This is a genomic window from Bacillus sp. Bos-x628, assembly GCF_040500475.1.
Classification (GTDB): domain Bacteria; phylum Bacillota; class Bacilli; order Bacillales; family Bacillaceae; genus Bacillus; species Bacillus maqinnsis.
This window is the reverse complement of the sequence record NZ_CP159358.1, coordinates 589,483-606,956: the sequence shown is the minus strand read 5'-3', so window position 1 is coordinate 606,956 and position 17,474 is coordinate 589,483. Positions and strand designations below refer to the sequence as shown.

Genomic DNA, 17,474 nt, shown 5'->3' with positions numbered 1-17,474 from the left:
GTCTTCCCTCCTATTCTGTTAATTGAAGAAGCACCTCGCCCTCATCGACAAATTCACCCTCCTTTTTATACACTTTCGTAATTATGCCTGCATTTTCTGCAAGAATAGGGATTTCCATTTTCATAGATTCTAAGATGGCGACCTCTTGTCCTTTTTGCACTTTGTCTCCTTGTTTGACAAGAAGCTTCCATAAGTTTCCGGCCATTTGAATCGTGACGGTTTTCATGAACGTTTTTCCTCCCTTTCTCTTGTCAAAAAATCTGTCGTGATCCCGCCTTTTAAAAAGGCAGAAGAACCGGCTATTTCTCTTAAAAGTGGTAAATTGGTTTTGATCCCTTCTATTTCGTATGCTTGCAAAGCCTGTTTTAATCGTTTTATTGTGAGTTCTCGCGTGTCGCCGTAGACAATCATCTTTGCGATCATCGGATCGTAAAATGGGGTAATGACACTGCCGGTTGTTACGCTTGACTCATGACGTATATAGGTGGCTAAAGGTGCAGAAAGTTGAGTGATCGTACCAGGTGATGGGAAAAATGTGACTGGGTCTTCAGCGTATATTCTGACTTCTATTGCATGCCCGTCTTTATGAATGTCTTCCTGTGTGAAAGAAAGCGGCTCTGATGCAGCCATTCTAAGCTGCTGCTCTACAAGATCAATACCTGTAATTTCTTCAGTGACAGGGTGTTCGACTTGCAATCTCGTATTCATTTCTAAGAAGTAAAATTGTTGCTGTTCATCTACTAAACATTCAATGGTTCCAGCATTTTCATAGCCAATTGCTTTTGCTGCCTGCAAGGCCATCTGACCCATTTGCTGTCTGACGGTTTCATCAAGACAGGAGGCTGGTGCCTCTTCGATGATTTTCTGATGTCTTCGCTGAAGTGAACAGTCTCGTTCAAATAGATGAACCCCATGGCCAAAGGAATCAAAGAGGACTTGAATTTCAACATGCCGTGCATGCTCAATTACTTTTTCCATATATAATGTGCCGTCATTGAAAAAGCTTTGCGCTCTCTTTTGGTTTCCTTCAAATGCCCGGTAAAGCTCATCATCATTCCGAACGAGCTGCATGCCAATCCCCCCACCTCCGCTGGATGCTTTCAGCATGACAGGATAACCAAGTGTCTGTGCTTGTTTTACTCCTTCATCAGCATCATGCAGTGCGGCTGATATGCCTGGCACAATCGGAATGCCCGCCTTTTCCATTGTTTTTCTGGCCTCAATTTTATTTCCCATTTGGGCAATGACTTGTGCAGATGGTCCGATGAAGGTAATCCCTTCTTTGCGGCATAGGTCAGCAAAGGTTGGGTTCTCTGATAAAAGACCATATCCAGGATGGATGGCATCCGCTTTTGTTTTTTTCGCTACTTCTATGATGGCATTCATATTTAAATAGCTTTCTGAAACTTTCGCACCCCCGATATGATACGCTTCATCCGCTGCTTTCACATGAAGTGCGTTCTTGTCTGCATCTGAATAGACGGCAACGGTTGTAATGCCGAGTCGTTTGCATGTTCGGATAATTCTAAGAGCAATTTCGCCTCGATTGGCTATGAGTACGTGTTGAAACATCGCTTTCTTCACTCCTTTATCAAATCAAGTGCCTGTTCTTTCAGCCGAAACTTTTGAATTTTCCCTGAAGCTGTCATTGGGTAATCTTCCGTAATGAAGAAATACTTCGGTATTTTGTAACGAGCCATTTTTTTCTTACAATAGCTGGTTAAATGGTCAATTGTGACTGTGCAGTTTGTTTTTAGCCGGATAAACGCCGCTGTTTCTTCCCCGTATGTCTCGCAAGGAATACCAACGACTTGTGCATCGAGAATCGCTGGGTGAGTGTAAAGAACGTCCTCAATCTCCTTTGGATAAATGTTCTCACCGCCTCTGATGATCATATCTTTTAATCGCCCTGTAATCGTTACATATCCGTCATGATCCATTTTCGCTAGATCTCCTGTATGAAGCCAACCGTCTTCATCAATGACTTCATTTGTTGCTTCTTCATTTTTATAGTAGCCTTTCATCACATGATAGCCTCTTGTGCACAGCTCCCCTTGTTCTCCTCTTTTCACTTCGTTTAATGTGCCAGGCGTTACAATTTTCACTTCAATATGGGGGAGGGCCCGCCCGACAGTCTGAACCCGTCGTTCAAACGAATCGTCCGTTCTCGTTTGTGTAATGACAGGTGAGCTTTCGGTTTGACCATATGCAGTTGTCATCTCTCGTAGACCCATTTTTTCAATGACTGCCTTCATCACATGGGGAGGGCAGTTCGATCCAGCCATGATACCTGTTCGTAATGTAGACAGATCATACTGGTGAAAGTTTGGATGATCAAGCTCTGCAATGAACATCGTTGGTACACCATGAAGAACTGTGCACTTCTCTTTTTCAACGGTTTGTAACACACGCTCAGGATGGAATGACTCGAGCGGGATGATTGTTGCTCCTTTGGATATACAGGCAAGAACGCCAAGAACGGAGCCAAAGCAATGAAAGAAAGGGACCGGAATGCACATACGATCTTCCTCGGTTAACTTCATACAGTCTGCAATTTGGATTGCATTACAGACAATATTTGTATGACTTAGCATCACCCCTTTTGGGTAGCCGGTTGTGCCTGATGTATATTGCATGTTGATGACGTCATCTGGCATAAGCTGATTCATTCGTTTATGCCATGCCTGATCATCGCTTCTTTTGGCTGCAATCTGAATACTGTCCCAGCCAAGCATACCGTTTGGTACGTGTTTCCCGATATACACGCAGTTTTTTAAAAAAGGGAACTGTACAGATGTCAGTTCTCCATTTTGTGCCGTTTGGAGTTCTGGCAAAAGTTCTTGAAGCATCTTAACATAGGATGTTTCTTTATATCCGTCTACTATAAACAGCATTTTACTATCAGAGTGTTTGAGTAAATAAGCGAGTTCCTGTGACTGGAAATTCGTATTCACTGTCACAAGAACAGCTCCAATGGAAGCGCAAGCAAATTGTAAAATGAGCCATTCAGGTACGTTTGGCGCCATGATGGCTATATGATCGCCTTTTTGAATCCCTAGTGCCATCAATCCTTTTCCCGTTTCCTTCACATGTGTATAAAACGCTTCATATGAATAACGTAAAGAACGGTCTGGATAAACAATGGCTTCATGTGATGGATGTAGCTCTTTTTTCTCTTTTAATAGTGAGCCAATCGTTTGTGGGTGAATCGCCACCTTTTCATCCCTCCTTCACTTTAAGAAAGCGTTTTCATTTGAATTTTAGGCTAATAGTTGTCTAGCAATGACCAGTCGTTGAATTTCAGATGTACCTTCTCCGATTTCCATCAGCTTGGCATCTCTAACGAGTCGTTCCACACCACATTCTTTCATGTAGCCTGTACCCCCGTGAATTTGGACAGCTTCAAGACTTGCTTTTGTTGCCATTTCAGAGGCAAAAAGCTTCGCATAAGCTGCTTCTTTCGTAAACGGCTTTCCGCTATCTTTCAGCCAGGCTGCCTTCCATACCATTTGTCTTGCCAGCTCTATTTGCATCGCCATATCTGCCAGCTTAAACTGAATGGCTTGAAAAGATGAGATGGTTTGGCCAAATTGTTTTCTTTCTTTTGCATAGGAAAGTGAGGCATCTAATGCAGCTTGTGCAATACCAACAGATAATGCTGCAATGGAAATTCTTCCGCCGTCTAATGTATATAAAAACTGCTTGAATCCTTTGGATGGGTCACCTAATATATGCTGCTCTGGGACACGAACTTGATCTAATATAATCTCGGCAGTATCTGAACCACGCACCCCCATTTTGTTATAAGGACTTGTTATAGACAGTCCTTTTTGACCTTTCTCAACAATAAAGGCGGAGATAATGGGGTTTCCTTTGTCATCATGGTCTGTTACAGCGGTGACGATAATGGTTCTGGCAAAGTTAGCATTTGTAATCCAACACTTCTCCCCGCTAATGACATATTCTTGTCCGTCTTTTATCGCTTTTGTTTTGGTCCCTTTTGCATCTGACCCGGCACTTGGTTCAGTTAATCCAAAGGAACCGAGCGCTTTTCCAGAGGCAAGCGGGACGAGGTGATCCATCTTTTGCTGTTCTGTTCCGAAATAATAAAGCGGGCTTGCGCCTAATGAGACAGCTGCGGCATAGCTAAGACCTGTACTTGCACAATGCTTGCCGATTGCTTCTACAGCCAGTACATACGATATCGTATCTCCTCCTGAGCCTCCATATTTCTCTGGGAAGGGGATTCCCATCAAGCCAAGCTCCCCCATTTTCTGAAATGTTTCTGCAGGAAATTCAGCCAGTTCATCGACGGTTTGAGCCTGCGGCGCAATTTCTGCTTTTGCAAATTCTTTGACCATATCGCGTATCATTTGTTGTTCTTTTGTTAATTCAAAATTCATGTCGCTGCCTCCTTTAACTGCTTTCTATCATATTTATTATTCAAGTAGCTGCTTCATGCCACGATTGAACGAATTCAGAAAATTAAAACAAGAATCTATATCTATTTCTTGAAACATCATGAAGAAATTGAAAACGTGAAAAAGCATGAAAGAAGGTGATCCCTCATTTCATGCTTTTTCACGTTATTTTAATGTTTTTGAGGAAGGCTGACTTTCATGGTGAAGACGGTTAAGAGCTGTGACTTTATATGTGTAGCTCTTCTTCTTATCCACTGTGAGGTCTTTCGTGGTTGTCATGGCTCCTTTTTCTTTACGGACAGTTTGCAGTAAATCATACGTTCCCTTATTCGTTAATCGATAGATGGCATAATAGGCTGCAGTAGAATGGGCATCATTTCGAATTTGTAATACAATGCCCTCTGATGTCTTCTTTACTGAATGGATGACAGGTTTTTGTGGTGTCTTTTGATGAAGCCACGGCATTTCTGGGATGAGAGCAGGTTCATTGTATGTCTCCTTCATCAGTCGGTCCTTTACTTGTAGTGGATTACGCATAATATCCTTCAGGCTAAAATGCATGCTTCCTAGAACGAGTGGAGAATGGCGATTCAGTTCAATCTGGCGGAAGTATTCATCAGGGTCAGACCAAGCAGGATCACTATTTTGGTTGATTTTATAAGTTGCCTGACCAATGTAAAGATGAACGGGTCTTCCCTTTACTTCATTTGACCACCATTTCGTTAGCACATCATAGGCCGCTGGCTGAAAGCCAATGCTCCAGTAAATTTGCGGCGTCACATAATCAATCCAGTGCTGCTGAATCCATTCTCTCGTATCAGCATACAAGTCATCGTAATTGGTCATGCCTGCTGTTGTGTTTGAACCACTTGGGTCGTCTTTTATATTGCGCCATACACCAAAAGGGCTAATACCAAATTTGACATATGGTTTTTCTCTCTTAATCGTTTCATTGATTTGCTGGACTAAATGATTGACGTTATGTCTTCGCCAATCTTCAATATGGGTAAATTGTTTTTTTCCGTATGTGTCATATGTTTCTTGATCTGGAAAAGTTGCACCGGGAATTTTATTCGGGTAAAAATAATCATCCAAATGAACCGCATCAATATCATAGTTCTTCACCACTTCTTCGATGCCTTTTACGATAAAGTGTTGTGCGTCAGGAATGCCTGGATTAAAGTAAAGCTGGTTTCCGTAAGCAATCGTCCAATCAGGATGCTTTCTTGCGGGATGATCTGCCGATAATCGATTGAGATCTGTATGGTTCATGGTGATTCGATAAGGATTAAACCAAGCATGAAACTCCAAGTTTCGTTTATGTGCTTCTTCTATCATAAATTGAAGAGGGTCATAACCTGGGTCTTTCCCCTGCGTCCCTGTGAGATATTCTGACCATGGTCCGTATGCAGATGGATAAAAAGCATCTGCGGTTGGTTTAATTTGCATGATGACTGCATTCATATTCATCGCTTTGATTTCATCAAATAGCTTCGTGAGTTCTTGTTTTTGCTCCGTGACAGACAGACCTTTTTTTGATGGCCAATCTAAGTTGAATACGGAAGCTAGCCACACTGCACGCATCTCTTTATTTCCTTCCAGTTTCCCTTTCATGCTTGGGCGAGCTAGACTACTAGATGGAATAAATAAGAAAACAAGCATGAAAGCAATTGTCAGGATCATCATACACGTTTTTTTCATCATGATTTCTATCACCTCTCATCAAGTTTATTCTTCCTTCTGTGATGGAATGCCAGCAGATGGTTCAAGTAAAATATTTTTTATTTGATTAAGCTGCGCTTTTGGTACTTGACAGGCTTCGATAAATATTGATCTGCGCTCCCGTATATTTCTACATTTCTTGCCTCTAAATCATCTTGTTGTGCCCCTAAAAGTAGCTGAATCTGTGCTTCTGATACCCGATACAAACTCATCATACGAACAAATCGTTCTTGCCGTTTCACAAGCATTTGAACCGTATGTATTCAGTTAATACGGTGTCAATTGGTACATCGGCTACTAATTGAATGAGTGCTGATAAAAAACCAGTACGGTCCTTTCCGCTTGTACAGTGAAGAATAATTGGATCATTTTTTTCGTCTGAAAGTAACGTGAACAATTGTTGAATTTCTTGCTGACGTTTATGGAGCATGCTTGTGATACAAATCTTTCATAATCGGAACAAACGAGATGGTTGTCCCTTCCATTGTCAGCATGCGCAGCATCGTCCATTTACTTGGCATCATACTTGGGCTGCATCGGAATATGGATGATCTTGTCATGTGTCTTGATCTTAGATGGATTTGATTTACGTTCTGAAGTTGTTCTGAGATCACAAATGGTTTGTATCCTGAGTTTTGTGAAAATGGCGATATCTTGTTTTGTCAGTCTTGATAAATCTGCAGATCTATAAATCATTCCCTGCTTCATCACCCTCTCATCAGTTGTTCGAAGTCCACCCATTTCTCTAAAATTCGCAAGTTTTGAAAATTGTTTTTTTTTGGCTGTTTCATAGAAGTTAAAACCTTTCCTTTAATCTTTTCTTTATCATACGCTTTTATTGAAAAGGAGAAAAGAAAAGAGTAAGGAATCGCCGGATTATCTCTCATTCATATATAGTCATCATTTACGATCAATTATTGGTATAATAGAGCAAGCACAATAGAAATGATTGGAGATTGTAGCATGATAAAAACAAAACGTATTCAGCAAATAAAAGAATATGTGTTTGACAAAGAATCTGCATCGCTCGATGAGCTGATGGCACACTTTGGCGTCTCAAAAAACACCATACGTCGTGATGTTCAAACATTGGTTGAATCGGGTGTGCTAAAGAAAGTGTATGGCGGAGTGGCTGTGAACCATTCTACTTTAGTGGCCTATCAAGAACGAAAGACGCGTCATTTAAGTAAAAAACAATTGATTGGTCAAATGGCCGCCTCATTTGTGGAAGATGGAGATATGATGTTTGTAGATTCTGGTACAACGACGCTAGAAATGCTCCCCTATTTGGCTGATAAACAGGTGACCATTGTCACAAATAATGTTGATTTCATTACACAGGCTATGCCTTATGCAAATCTCACCATCTTTTCGACTGGCGGGATGCTGGAGAGAAAAACAAACTCTTTTGTTGGTTATCAAAGTGTTGAGCGCCTAAAAACATATAATGTGAATAAAGCATTTATTGCCTCGACAGGTCTATCCATCGATCATGGGGTCACGAATTCTTCTCCGCTTGAAACGGACCTTAAAAAAACGCTTGTTCATAAAAGTGAGACAACCTTTTTATTGGTAGATGACAGTAAATTTAATCATTATGCGCTGACGACTTTTTGTGAATTACATGAAATTGATGTCGTGGTTACTAATCAACAGCCAAATGAAGAGTATCTTCAATACGGAAAGGAGCATGATGTACGGTTTGTGACACCTTAACATCAATGCGAGCAAAGGTCGATCTTGATCTTTTCTTAAGCTTGGCTTCATTGAAATGGTTAAATTATGGTCATCATCTTATATGATGCCATTGGTACAATTTGACATGATGGAAAGTCGTTTACGGGAAAACTTGAAAAATGGTTGGATACATGCCATCACGCTAGTGGTTAAACCCTTTTGAAACAGCAGAATGTAATCGCTATCAAATTGTTCATCAGCTTTGCTCTGTGAGTAAACAGCTTACTAAAGAAAAGCTATATGAAATCATACCTAAATCCTTAGGCATAAACAGATGTGATGATTTCAATTGTTGAAAACGAAGAGACAGATTGGAGCTTTTGTATGGGAGAGGCTATTGCTATAAAAACCGGCTCAGGAATTTGAGCCGGTTTTTGATTGATTCATTTCAAACTGCAACATCATATGAAACAGAAAACGATAGATAGCTGATAACATGTCTGCAAAAGACATTTTCTCACTGATTCCCTCCAGCTCAAGAAGCTGTAAATTTACGTCAAACAAGCCATCTTGTTCATTGAATTGAAGCTGAGCTCCATTCAAATGTGACAGCATTTCCTTGAGCAAGGCTGTGTCTTTTTTAGGTCGCTTCAACCCGAATAATGCGGTATATGTTTGAAACACTTCATCCCACTCAATAGCTACTCCATCGACTTTTACTACATCAAACCATTTCGATTCAATATAAATAAATTCTTTTTGATGACTTTTGACATATGTAAGCGGTCTGTTTAAAAATGAAGAAGGCTCTGTTTGAATCAATGCTTCTGATTCCTTGTCAACACGCTCAATGTACACATTGGCGAAGCGTTTTTCTTCTTGAATACTCGCCCCTTCTAATGACCAGTTTTGACGTTTTGCCTGATCATATTCAAAATCTGTCAGTCCTTGGCCTTCCTTTAGTAAATTTTGTAAGCGATTTTGCAACGACATGGATATGCCTCCTTTATTCTACTCCATTTGCGCTTATTATTTTAGCATAACACACATGAAAAGAAAGATACGTACGGGCATGTGATGGTATGATAGTGTTAAAGGGACGGAGGGATTCGTTTTGCTTACAATGACACTAGCAGAAAAAATAGTAGATGAGGTCAAAAAGGTATTAACAGAGGAAATTATCATCGCTCAAACAAATGGCATCATCATTGCCGCGACGGATAAAGCACGCATAGGTCAATTTCATGAAGGGGCATTCCTTACTTCCTCTGAAGGTCAGAAACGAATTCTCACGAAGGAAGATGAGCAGCACATGAAAGGAATCAAGGCAGGGATCAATCTGCCTATATACTTTAAGCAGCATGTCATTGGTGTAATTGGCATGACAGGTGATCCAGTGCATGTTTCCCCTTTTGGAGAAATTCTTCGAAAAATGACAGAGCTACTCATTCAAGAAAACGAATTTTTTCAAGAAACTGAGACCGATGAACGTCACCTTGAAGCATTTGTCTTCGACTGGATTCATATGCCAGAGACATCCATTGATATCACTGAAAAAGCAAATCTTCTTCAGCTCGATCTCAAGAAACAGCGAGTGGTTGTACTGATTGACTATCATGATAAACCGTTTATGAAGCAAGATCAATTCAAAGCTGTGAAAGCCATGCTCCACTTGAGCAATCAGGAAATCATGGTGCGCTGGGGACATGCGCGTTTTTTGCTCATGCTGATAACAAATGAAAATGGCCGTCATGATCTTCAGCAACGACTTTTTGACATTCATTCTTCACTTTCTCGACTTTCGCCATCGAAGATTTTCATCGGAGCTGGAAAACCAGCTACTTTTCAGTTGATGAAGCAATCCTTTCATCAAGCATTTCGTGCACTAAAATTAGCCAATGCTGATACACCAATTGTGTTTGATGAAGATTTGACAATTGAACTGTTCATTGAAGAGATCAGTCAAGAAACGAAAGAAGCTTTTATTGACCGCACCATTGCATCCCTTCTTCCCCATCCTGAGCTCATAAAGACCTTAAGGGTGCTAATGAAAACAGATTATTCATTAAAGTACACCGCTGAAGCGATGCATGTACATATTAATACCTTGCACTATCGGTTGAAACGAATCCAAGACTTAACAAATCTTGATCCAAAACGAATGCAAGATGCCATGCTCTTTTGTTTAGCATTTATGCTATTAGATCAAAATCCAAAAAAATCAACAAATCAATCTGATTTTTTGTAGAATCGTCCATAGGAATAAGACGATTCTTTTTTTATACTGTAAATGAGATGTCTAACCGACTGGAGTGATTGCATGTGTTACATTCTGAATTTTCAAGTAAATTAAAAGAGATTGTCGGATCTCGTTATGTACAAGACAATCAGGCAGACCGTCTTGCCTACTCTTATGACGCTACACCGAACGTTCAGCATATGCCAGATGCCATTGTCAGTCCTCTCCATACAGAAGAGGTGCAAAAAATTGTCCGGCTATGTGCCGAATACATGGTTCCGATCGTACCGAGAGGATCTGGAACGAATCTATGCGCTGGAACATGTCCATCACAAGGCGGACTTGTTATGCTGTTTAAACGAATGAATCAATTATTGGAAATTGATGAAGAAAACCTAACAGCAACGGTACAGCCAGGCTTGATTACACAGGACTTGATTCGTCAAGTAGAGAAAAAAGCCCTTTTCTATCCGCCTGATCCAAGCTCAATGAAAATCTCTACGTTAGGTGGAAACATTAATGAAAATTCAGGTGGTTTAAGAGGATTAAAGTATGGCGTCACAAGAGACTATGTTCTTGGTCTTGAGGTCGTTCTGCCAAATGGCGACATCATTAAAACAGGCGGGAAACTAGCAAAAGACGTGGCAGGATATGATATGACCCGATTATTCGTCGGTTCAGAAGGAACGCTAGGTATTGTGACAGAAGCGATACTCAAGCTCTTGCCCCTTCCTGAAACAAAGCAAACGATGCTTTGCTTATACGAAAGCCTGGAGGAAGCTGCGACTTCTGTCTCAGCGATTATTGCAGAGCGTATCATTCCCGCCACGTTAGAATTTATGGATCAGCCGACACTTGAAGTGGTAGAGGATTTTGCCCATATTGGTTTGCCAACAGATGTTCAAGCGGTGCTGTTAATAGAGCAAGACGGCATATCTGAAGCTGTTGAGCGTGATATACAAAAAATAGCAGAAATTTGCAAAAAGAGTGGAGCAAAAAGCGTCCATATCGCACAATCTGAAGAAGAAGCGAATGCGTTACTAACTGCAAGACGCTCTGCTTTATCTGCTCTTGCCCGCTTAAGTCCAACAACCATTTTAGAGGATGCGACGGTGCCTCGGTCTGAAATTGCCAAAATGGTTCGTGCCATCGAAGAGATCGCACAAGCATATCAGGTGAAAATCTGTACTTTTGGACATGCAGGCGACGGAAACTTACATCCCACATGTGCAGCAGATGCAAGAAATGAGGAAGAAATGAAACGTGTAGAAGAAGCCTTTCAAGCCATTTTTCAAAAAGCAGTCTCATTAGGCGGAACCATTACCGGAGAACACGGGGTTGGTCTGATGAAGGCCCCCTATTTAGAACTGAAAGTAAAAAAAGAAGGAATCTCAGCAATGAAAGCGATTAAGCAGGCACTTGACCCGTTAAACATAATGAATCCCGATAAAGTCTTTGCAAAAGCAACGAGGAAGCGGGTGGTCATCTCATGACAACTTCTCATGAACAGAAAGAAATGCAGCAACAATTCCAACAGCAAATGGATGAAAAGGAGCTACTCAATTGTATGCGCTGCGGGTTCTGCCTTCCCTCCTGCCCCACTTATATTGAAACTCGGCAGGAGGAAACGCATTCACCTCGCGGACGAATTGCTTTAATGAAAGCTGTGAGAGATGGCGTGATTGAGCCGGATGAAGATGTTGAACATGCATTAAATCTATGTCTAGGCTGTCGTGCATGTGAGCCAGTATGTCCTGCTGGAGTCAAATATGGACGTTTACTTGAAGACGCTAGGGACATAATCCAGCAACATAAAAAACAACCGTTACCTGTCAAATTGGTCAGACGCCTAGTTTTTAAAGGACTATTCCCCTCACAGAGCCGTATGCGAAAAGCAGCAGGGCTTCTTCGATTTTATCAAACATCTGGACTTCAAACCGCTGCTCAAAAAACAGGTTTTCTAAAGGTGCTTCCTTCCCATTTACAGGTGATGGAACGAGCACTTCCAAAGATACCAAGTAAAAAAGAAATGAAAAACCGCTTGAATGAATACCAAGCCATAGGTACAAGAAGGAAACGTGTGGCGTTATTTTCTGGTTGTATAATGGATACGATTTTTTTCAAAACAAATCAAGCAACCATTCACCTTTTACAGCTAGCAGGCTGCGAAGTTGTCACGCCCCCCATGCAAACATGTTGCGGAGCACTTCATGGTCACAGTGGTGAAAAAAAGCAGGCAAAACATTTAGCTAAGCGTAATATCGAAGCATTTGAGCAAACGGATGTCGATGCCATTGTGATTAATGCTGGAGGTTGTGGTGCATTCTTAATTGATTATGATCATTTGTTAAAAGATGATCGGTCTTTTCAGAAGCGAAGTGAAGCATTTTCACAGAAGGTAAAGGATTTGTCAGAAATACTAGTATCGCTTGATTTTCATCACCGCATCCCTTTAGCCTTGCCTGAGCAAATCATCACCTATCAAGACTCTTGTCATTTACGTAATGGAATGGGGGTACACAACGCACCAAGATTGCTTATGAAGGCGATTGAAGGTGTCACATTTAACGAAATGAAGGATGCCGATCGCTGCTGCGGCTCAGCAGGTATTTATAACCTCATGCAGCCAGTCATGTCGATGCAAATTTTAGACCATAAAATGACTGAAGCCAACAAAACGGCGGCTGCTACAATTGTCACCTCTAATCCCGGCTGTCATCTGCAAATGATCGCAGGTATTGAGCGTGCAAGTGACGCATCTAAGATGAGAGCTGTTCATCTTGCTGATTTTTTATTAGAAGCTGTTCAATATGGAAAGCGCGCGTCCAGCTAATCAGGCTGAACGCTTTTTTATGCATATCTTGGACAACATGTCATGCAAGTCGTTCAGACAGGCGTCAGCCAATCATAAAAAAGACTGCATGAAAAGTAGCAACCTTTTCATGCAGTCTTTTTTAATCTTCATCTTTTACATCAGGGTCTTCAGGAATCGGTTCATTTAAAATATCTTGCACGAGCTGCTTGTATTGTTCAAGCTGCTTCATATGAGTTTGGAACTGCCCTTGATAAACAAGATAAGAAGACCCATCAAATACGGTACGTATCTTTTTTTGCTCAATTAATTTTTCAATATACGCTTCAGATACGTCAAGGTATTCAGCAGTTTCTGCAATGGTTAAATACATAATTGTGCACCACCAGTGAGATTCATCTTACAAATTATATCATGAGATGCTGAAAATACGATTACTGCCTGTTCATGTTTTTTTCATCTTTTCTTCACTGATTCTTCAACTCCCTTTTGTAAAGTAATCATATGCCCACTTATCTAATTGGAGGTGTTCCATTTTCACATGACAAGGAAAAGAATGCAGACCTTTCTCACATTTTCAATCGTAGGTGCAAGCAACACCCTCATTGACTTCATGACCTTTTTTCTACTGACCGCTTGCTTTGTCCCCTATTTCCTCGCTCAGTGCCTTTCCTATAGTGCAGGCATGCTAAACAGTTATATTTGGAATAGAAAATGGACTTTTAAAATGAAGCGTAAAGCAGACAAGTGGGAATGGGTGAAATGGATGACTGTCAATGGAGCTGCCTGCTTCCTTACCTTCCTTGTTCTATATGCACTAGAGCAAGCAGGTTTTACATGATTCATCAGTAAAGTGATGGCCACCTTTGTCGGGCTCATCATCACATTCACTGGAAGCCATGTATGGGTCTTTCAATCAACGAATGAAAAAAAAGAAATGGAGAGTTGATCACTATGAAAATGAAAAAAGCCGTTATACCAGCAGCTGGGTTAGGAACACGCTTTTTACCAGCAACCAAAGCACAGCCAAAGGAAATGCTACCAATCGTGGACAAACCTGCCATTCAATACATTGTAGAAGAAGCTGTCCAATCAGGAATTGAAGATATCTTAATCATCACTGGCAGAAACAAACGATCCATTGAAGATCACTTCGACCGGTCCATTGAGCTAGAACAAAATCTGTTGGAAAAAGGAAAAAAAGAACAACTGGCTGAAATCAAACATATTGCGGATATGGCCAATATCCATTATATTCGTCAAAAGGAACCACTAGGTCTTGGACATGCTGTGTTATGTGCAAGCCATTTTATTGGTGATGAACCTTTTGCTGTTCTTTTGGGAGATGATGTCATGGTATCAGAGAAGCCCGCTCTCTCTCAGCTCATGGAAGTATATGAGCAGAAAAAAACAGAGGTCATCGGTGTTCAACAAGTTGATCGTCTAGATGTCAGCAAGTATGGTATGATAAAAACAGCTAAAAAAGAAGGCGATGTGTTTCAAGTATCAGACTTGGTTGAAAAACCATCCATTCATAATGCCCCTTCTGATTTAGCAGTCATGGGCCGATATATTTTAAACCCAACCATTTTTTCTGTTTTAGAAAAAATCGGCAGAGGGGCTGGCAATGAAATTCAGCTGACAGATGCACTTAAAGAGATTGCAAATCAGTCGCCCATTTATGCCAAACAATTAGATGGCCAAAGATTCGATGTTGGTGATAAGCTTGGCTGTTTTAAAGCAGCGACTGAGATTGGCTTAATGCGCCACGATATGCGGCCGGCATTGTTAGCATATATGCAAAGCATACTCATGCGAGAAGCAAAACAAGCATAGTCTTTTATTAAGACGAAAGAAAATTAGCAATTAAAGGCAGTGAGAAACGAATGGGAAATATGTTTAATGAAATTTTAACTTGGCTGACAAGCCTTGGTTATGTAGGCGTTGCACTTGGACTCATGATTGAAATCATTCCAAGTGAAATTGTCCTTGCCTATGGTGGATATATGGTGTCAACAGGGTCCATTGGTTTTATTGGGGCTGTCATTGCTGGCGTCATTGGAGGAACGATTGCCCAGTGCTTTATTTACTGGATCGGACTATATGGAGGAAGACCCTTTTTAACTAAGTATGGAAAGTATTTATTGATTCACGAACATCATATTGCAACAGCAGAACGATGGTTCGCCCGCTATGGATCAGGTGTTGTTTTTACAGCACGCTTTATACCTGTTGTGCGCCATGCGATCTCTATTCCAGCAGGTATAGCCAAAATGCCATTTTTAAAATTTGTCCTACTGACTGGACTTGCTGCGGTCCCTTGGTCGATTTTATTTATTTATCTCGGCATGCAGCTTGGAACAAAGTGGGACCACATTCAAAGTGTTGCCCATACATATACAACACCGATTATGGCTATTGCCATTGTGCTCATCATTCTTTATTTCCTGCTGAAAAAAATCCGCACGAATCGAAAACGGACAACTTAATACAAAACGCCTTTCACTAAAGCAGTGAAAGGCGTTTGTGTTAGTGAGTGGATTGTTTTTTCATAAAATGTGATAATTCCATAATCATTGCACCCATTCTTTCAATAGTTGGTGCAAGTATCCGTTCCACTCCCTCCTCTTTTAAAGCTTCTGCGGTTACTTTACCAACTGCAACAGCTAGCACATGTTGATGAAACAGGTGTTGCAGTTCTTCTTTCCTCCCCCACTCTGCTGCTAGTTTGAAAAATGCATGGACCTGGATAGCTGTTGTAAAACAGACTGCATGCACTTTCTCCTGCTTCATTTCATGGAATAATGTTTCAACAGTCTCTGGTTCTGGAGGCGTGTGCTTGTATGGTAAAAGCGGTAATACGTCTGCACCCCGGTCGTTCAAAAACTGTATGAGAGCCGGTGCATTTTCACCGTGCAACTGCACTATGACTCGCTTTCCGTAAAATTCTTTATCCTCAAGCTTTGAAATCAAATCGCGAACCGTTCCATCTTCATCAGAAACGTCTGGCTGAATCCCAAGTTTTTTTAAAGCTAAAAAGGTTTTATAGCCTCTTGAAGCAATTCGGGCATTCGATAAAATGTCCATGAATGCTTCTCCGAGATTGAATTCTTCTGCACTTTCAATTAATGTATCTGTACCAATCCCTGTTGTCAAAATTACCCAATCAGCACCTTGCTTAATCACACTTTCGATGCCTGGTTTTAATTCCTCTTTTGCCAAAAACACAGTTCCTTGCAGAGAGCGAATAACAGCTTTTCCACCTTGCTTTTCAACAAGTGTACGCATCTCCTCTGTTTTTCTCGTTCCACAAATGGCAATCGTTTTTCCAGCTAAGACTTTACTCATTCTATCCCTCTTTTTCTATCACATTTGTATGTATTAAATATAGTTTTAATTAGAAGCCGATGCAAGAGTCTACTAAACAAAGAGCGTTTTTTCGCTTTCATTCATACTAGATTTTCTTTTATTTTGTTATGAAAACATGATAGATTGATGAAATTAACAAAAAGAAAACAGCTTGCCGACTTTATCGACAAGCTGAGTGAGTGCAGTGATTTATTCATTATTTCTTTTGTTCCTCTTGAAAGATTTCCGCAATAATCTCGTAAGAACGCATTCTTTCATGATGATCAAACATGTCTGAATGAATCATCACTTCGTCAGCTTGAGTGGATTTAATAAAAGCTTCTAATTCTTTTTTCACCTTTTGTTTATCTCCAATGATTGTCGAACTTAGTTGTTCATTAACCATTGCCTTTTCATAAGGGCTCCAAAGTCCGTCCATACTTTCAACAGGCGGTTTTAGTTTTCCAGGTGTATTACGAATCAGACTTAAGAAACGCTGATAGTGTGAGGTTGCTAAATACTCGGCTTTCTCTGTTTGATCAGCCGCCAAAACCGTTACACAAACCATGGCATAAGGCTCTTTTAAAACATCGGAAGGCGTGAACGACTGCCTGTATATTTCTAAAGCAGGAATTGTATTTTTAGGTGAAAAATGAGCAGCAAAGGCAAAAGGCAATCCAAGTGCTCCTGCAAGTCTTGCACTAAACCCGCTAGAGCCGAGTAGCCAGATTGGAATGTCTAGTCCTTCCCCTGGAACAGCCCTTACCTGATTTTTGACCTGACCTGTTGGTTTTAAATATTGCCGAAGTTCTTCAAGCTGTTCCGGAAAATCTTCTCCATTGTGAAGGTTTCGTCTAAGAGCACGTGCAGTTAGCTGATCAGTTCCCGGTGCCCTACCAAGTCCTAAATCAATTCTCCCTGGATATAATGTTTCAAGTGTTCCAAACTGTTCTGCAATGACAAGTGAAGAGTGGTTTGGAAGCATAATGCCGCCAGATCCAACCCGAATCTTTTCGGTTCCGCCAGCAATATATCCAATCAAGACCGATGTTGCAGAGCTTGCGATCCCTTCCATATTATGATGTTCTGCAAGCCAGTATCTATTAAAACCCCACTTCTCCGCTTTCTGAGCTAAATCCATACTATGCTGAAAGGACTCTCTAATTGTGCCGCCTTCTGTCACAGATGATAAATTCAAAACGGAATAAGGCGTGCGCTGTAAAACTGATTGACTCATGAATGATGTCCCCATTTC

The 17,474-nt window shown here is 40.9% G+C and carries 18 protein-coding genes and 1 pseudogene; 7 read left to right on the top strand and 12 right to left on the bottom strand.

Features of this window, described 5'->3' with window-relative positions; translation table 11 throughout:
- Positions 1-10: 10 nt before the first annotated feature.
- From ABVJ71_RS03270 to ABVJ71_RS03235, 8 genes are all read right to left on the bottom strand, one after another.
- Complete coding sequence (locus ABVJ71_RS03270; RefSeq protein ID WP_353855587.1) at positions 11-226, bottom strand: acetyl-CoA carboxylase biotin carboxyl carrier protein subunit; 216 nt, start codon at positions 224-226, stop codon at positions 11-13.
- Positions 223-1,572, bottom strand: a complete 1,350-nt coding sequence (locus ABVJ71_RS03265; protein ID WP_353855586.1) for an acetyl-CoA carboxylase biotin carboxylase subunit — start codon at positions 1,570-1,572, stop codon at positions 223-225. The genes ABVJ71_RS03270 and ABVJ71_RS03265 overlap by 4 nt, the downstream gene beginning before the upstream one ends.
- Positions 1,573-1,580: 8 nt before the next feature.
- On the bottom strand, positions 1,581-3,215 hold the full coding sequence (locus ABVJ71_RS03260; RefSeq protein ID WP_353855585.1) for an AMP-binding protein: 1,635 nt from the start codon (positions 3,213-3,215) through the stop codon (positions 1,581-1,583).
- 45 nt (positions 3,216-3,260) lie between these two features.
- Complete coding sequence (locus ABVJ71_RS03255) at positions 3,261-4,403, bottom strand: acyl-CoA dehydrogenase family protein (protein WP_353855584.1); 1,143 nt, start codon at positions 4,401-4,403, stop codon at positions 3,261-3,263.
- Positions 4,404-4,586: 183 nt separating this feature from the next.
- Positions 4,587-6,125 (bottom strand): family 10 glycosylhydrolase, encoded by a 1,539-nt coding sequence (locus ABVJ71_RS03250; RefSeq protein ID WP_353855583.1) that lies wholly within the window; start codon positions 6,123-6,125, stop codon positions 4,587-4,589.
- Between the two features lie 77 nt (positions 6,126-6,202).
- Positions 6,203-6,391: a hypothetical protein gene (locus ABVJ71_RS03245; RefSeq protein ID WP_353855582.1), complete on the bottom strand. Its 189-nt coding sequence runs from the start codon at positions 6,389-6,391 to the stop codon at positions 6,203-6,205.
- The gene (locus ABVJ71_RS03240; RefSeq protein ID WP_353855581.1) at positions 6,382-6,573 is read right to left on the bottom strand and encodes a tyrosine-protein phosphatase; all 192 of its coding nucleotides are present in this window, start codon (positions 6,571-6,573) and stop codon (positions 6,382-6,384) included. The genes ABVJ71_RS03245 and ABVJ71_RS03240 overlap by 10 nt, the downstream gene beginning before the upstream one ends.
- Before the next feature lie 80 nt (positions 6,574-6,653).
- The gene (locus tag ABVJ71_RS03235; RefSeq protein WP_353855580.1) at positions 6,654-6,884 is read right to left on the bottom strand and encodes a tyrosine-protein phosphatase; all 231 of its coding nucleotides are present in this window, start codon (positions 6,882-6,884) and stop codon (positions 6,654-6,656) included.
- A gap of 222 nt (positions 6,885-7,106) precedes the next feature.
- Here ABVJ71_RS03235 and ABVJ71_RS03230 point away from each other — a divergent pair, with 222 nt between their 5' ends.
- The gene (locus ABVJ71_RS03230; protein ID WP_353855579.1) at positions 7,107-7,859 is read left to right on the top strand and encodes a DeoR/GlpR family DNA-binding transcription regulator; all 753 of its coding nucleotides are present in this window, start codon (positions 7,107-7,109) and stop codon (positions 7,857-7,859) included.
- A gap of 375 nt (positions 7,860-8,234) precedes the next feature.
- Here the strand turns inward: ABVJ71_RS03230 and ABVJ71_RS03225 are convergent, their stop codons facing one another.
- Positions 8,235-8,813, bottom strand: a complete 579-nt coding sequence (locus tag ABVJ71_RS03225; RefSeq protein WP_353855578.1) for a branched-chain amino acid aminotransferase — start codon at positions 8,811-8,813, stop codon at positions 8,235-8,237.
- A 121-nt stretch (positions 8,814-8,934) separates the two neighbouring features.
- On the opposite strand from ABVJ71_RS03225, the gene ABVJ71_RS03220 reads away from it, so the two are divergent.
- From ABVJ71_RS03220 to ABVJ71_RS03210, 3 genes are all read left to right on the top strand, one after another.
- On the top strand, positions 8,935-10,068 hold the full coding sequence (locus ABVJ71_RS03220; protein WP_353855577.1) for a sugar diacid recognition domain-containing protein: 1,134 nt from the start codon (positions 8,935-8,937) through the stop codon (positions 10,066-10,068).
- Between the two features lie 74 nt (positions 10,069-10,142).
- Positions 10,143-11,552 carry a glycolate oxidase subunit GlcD gene (gene glcD / locus ABVJ71_RS03215; RefSeq protein WP_353855576.1) on the top strand — a complete coding sequence of 470 codons (1,410 nt, stop codon included), beginning with the start codon at positions 10,143-10,145 and terminating at the stop codon, positions 11,550-11,552.
- Positions 11,549-12,892 (top strand): (Fe-S)-binding protein, encoded by a 1,344-nt coding sequence (locus ABVJ71_RS03210; RefSeq protein ID WP_353855575.1) that lies wholly within the window; start codon positions 11,549-11,551, stop codon positions 12,890-12,892. Before glcD ends, ABVJ71_RS03210 begins: the two co-directional genes overlap by 4 nt.
- Before the next feature lie 121 nt (positions 12,893-13,013).
- On the opposite strand, the gene ABVJ71_RS03205 is transcribed toward ABVJ71_RS03210, so the two are convergent.
- A complete protein-coding gene (locus tag ABVJ71_RS03205) occupies positions 13,014-13,244 on the bottom strand; it encodes an excisionase family DNA-binding protein (protein WP_353855574.1) in 231 nt (76 codons plus the stop codon).
- A gap of 168 nt (positions 13,245-13,412) precedes the next feature.
- Here ABVJ71_RS03205 and ABVJ71_RS03200 point away from each other — a divergent pair.
- The 3 genes and pseudogenes from ABVJ71_RS03200 to ABVJ71_RS03190 all read left to right on the top strand — a co-directional run bounded on the left by ABVJ71_RS03200 (position 13,413) and on the right by ABVJ71_RS03190 (position 15,360).
- Positions 13,413-13,820, top strand: a pseudogene (locus ABVJ71_RS03200) (GtrA family protein).
- On the top strand, positions 13,820-14,707 hold the full coding sequence (galU, locus tag ABVJ71_RS03195) for a UTP--glucose-1-phosphate uridylyltransferase GalU (protein ID WP_353856538.1): 888 nt from the start codon (positions 13,820-13,822) through the stop codon (positions 14,705-14,707). The pseudogene ABVJ71_RS03200 and the gene galU overlap by 1 nt, the downstream one beginning before the upstream one ends.
- Before the next feature lie 50 nt (positions 14,708-14,757).
- Complete coding sequence (locus tag ABVJ71_RS03190; protein ID WP_353855573.1) at positions 14,758-15,360, top strand: DedA family protein; 603 nt, start codon at positions 14,758-14,760, stop codon at positions 15,358-15,360.
- 40 nt (positions 15,361-15,400) lie between these two features.
- Here the strand turns inward: ABVJ71_RS03190 and ABVJ71_RS03185 are convergent, their stop codons facing one another.
- Both ABVJ71_RS03185 and ABVJ71_RS03180 read right to left on the bottom strand, forming a co-directional pair.
- Complete coding sequence (locus tag ABVJ71_RS03185) at positions 15,401-16,219, bottom strand: uroporphyrinogen-III synthase (RefSeq protein ID WP_353855572.1); 819 nt, start codon at positions 16,217-16,219, stop codon at positions 15,401-15,403.
- Positions 16,220-16,436: 217 nt separating this feature from the next.
- Positions 16,437-17,456 carry an LLM class flavin-dependent oxidoreductase gene (locus tag ABVJ71_RS03180; RefSeq protein ID WP_353855571.1) on the bottom strand — a complete coding sequence of 340 codons (1,020 nt, stop codon included), beginning with the start codon at positions 17,454-17,456 and terminating at the stop codon, positions 16,437-16,439.
- Positions 17,457-17,474: the final 18 nt, after the last annotated feature.

What these genes read in the sequence shown, in the direction of transcription:
- ABVJ71_RS03270 (WP_353855587.1), bottom strand. Translation starts at nt 226, where the DNA reads ATGAAAACCGTCACGATTCAAATGGCCGGAAACTTATGGAAGCTTCTT.
- ABVJ71_RS03265 (WP_353855586.1), bottom strand. Translation starts at nt 1,572, where the DNA reads ATGTTTCAACACGTACTCATAGCCAATCGAGGCGAAATTGCTCTTAGA.
- ABVJ71_RS03255 (WP_353855584.1), bottom strand. Translation starts at nt 4,403, where the DNA reads ATGAATTTTGAATTAACAAAAGAACAACAAATGATACGCGATATGGTC.
- ABVJ71_RS03250 (WP_353855583.1), bottom strand. Translation starts at nt 6,125, where the DNA reads ATGATGAAAAAAACGTGTATGATGATCCTGACAATTGCTTTCATGCTT.
- ABVJ71_RS03245 (WP_353855582.1), bottom strand. Translation starts at nt 6,391, where the DNA reads ATGCTTGTGAAACGGCAAGAACGATTTGTTCGTATGATGAGTTTGTAT.
- ABVJ71_RS03240 (WP_353855581.1), bottom strand. Translation starts at nt 6,573, where the DNA reads ATGCTCCATAAACGTCAGCAAGAAATTCAACAATTGTTCACGTTACTT.
- ABVJ71_RS03235 (WP_353855580.1), bottom strand. Translation starts at nt 6,884, where the DNA reads ATGGGTGGACTTCGAACAACTGATGAGAGGGTGATGAAGCAGGGAATG.
- ABVJ71_RS03230 (WP_353855579.1), top strand. Translation starts at nt 7,107, where the DNA reads ATGATAAAAACAAAACGTATTCAGCAAATAAAAGAATATGTGTTTGAC.
- ABVJ71_RS03225 (WP_353855578.1), bottom strand. Translation starts at nt 8,813, where the DNA reads ATGTCGTTGCAAAATCGCTTACAAAATTTACTAAAGGAAGGCCAAGGA.
- ABVJ71_RS03210 (WP_353855575.1), top strand. Translation starts at nt 11,549, where the DNA reads ATGACAACTTCTCATGAACAGAAAGAAATGCAGCAACAATTCCAACAG.
- ABVJ71_RS03205 (WP_353855574.1), bottom strand. Translation starts at nt 13,244, where the DNA reads ATGTATTTAACCATTGCAGAAACTGCTGAATACCTTGACGTATCTGAA.
- ABVJ71_RS03190 (WP_353855573.1), top strand. Translation starts at nt 14,758, where the DNA reads ATGGGAAATATGTTTAATGAAATTTTAACTTGGCTGACAAGCCTTGGT.
- ABVJ71_RS03185 (WP_353855572.1), bottom strand. Translation starts at nt 16,219, where the DNA reads ATGAGTAAAGTCTTAGCTGGAAAAACGATTGCCATTTGTGGAACGAGA.
- ABVJ71_RS03180 (WP_353855571.1), bottom strand. Translation starts at nt 17,456, where the DNA reads ATGAGTCAATCAGTTTTACAGCGCACGCCTTATTCCGTTTTGAATTTA.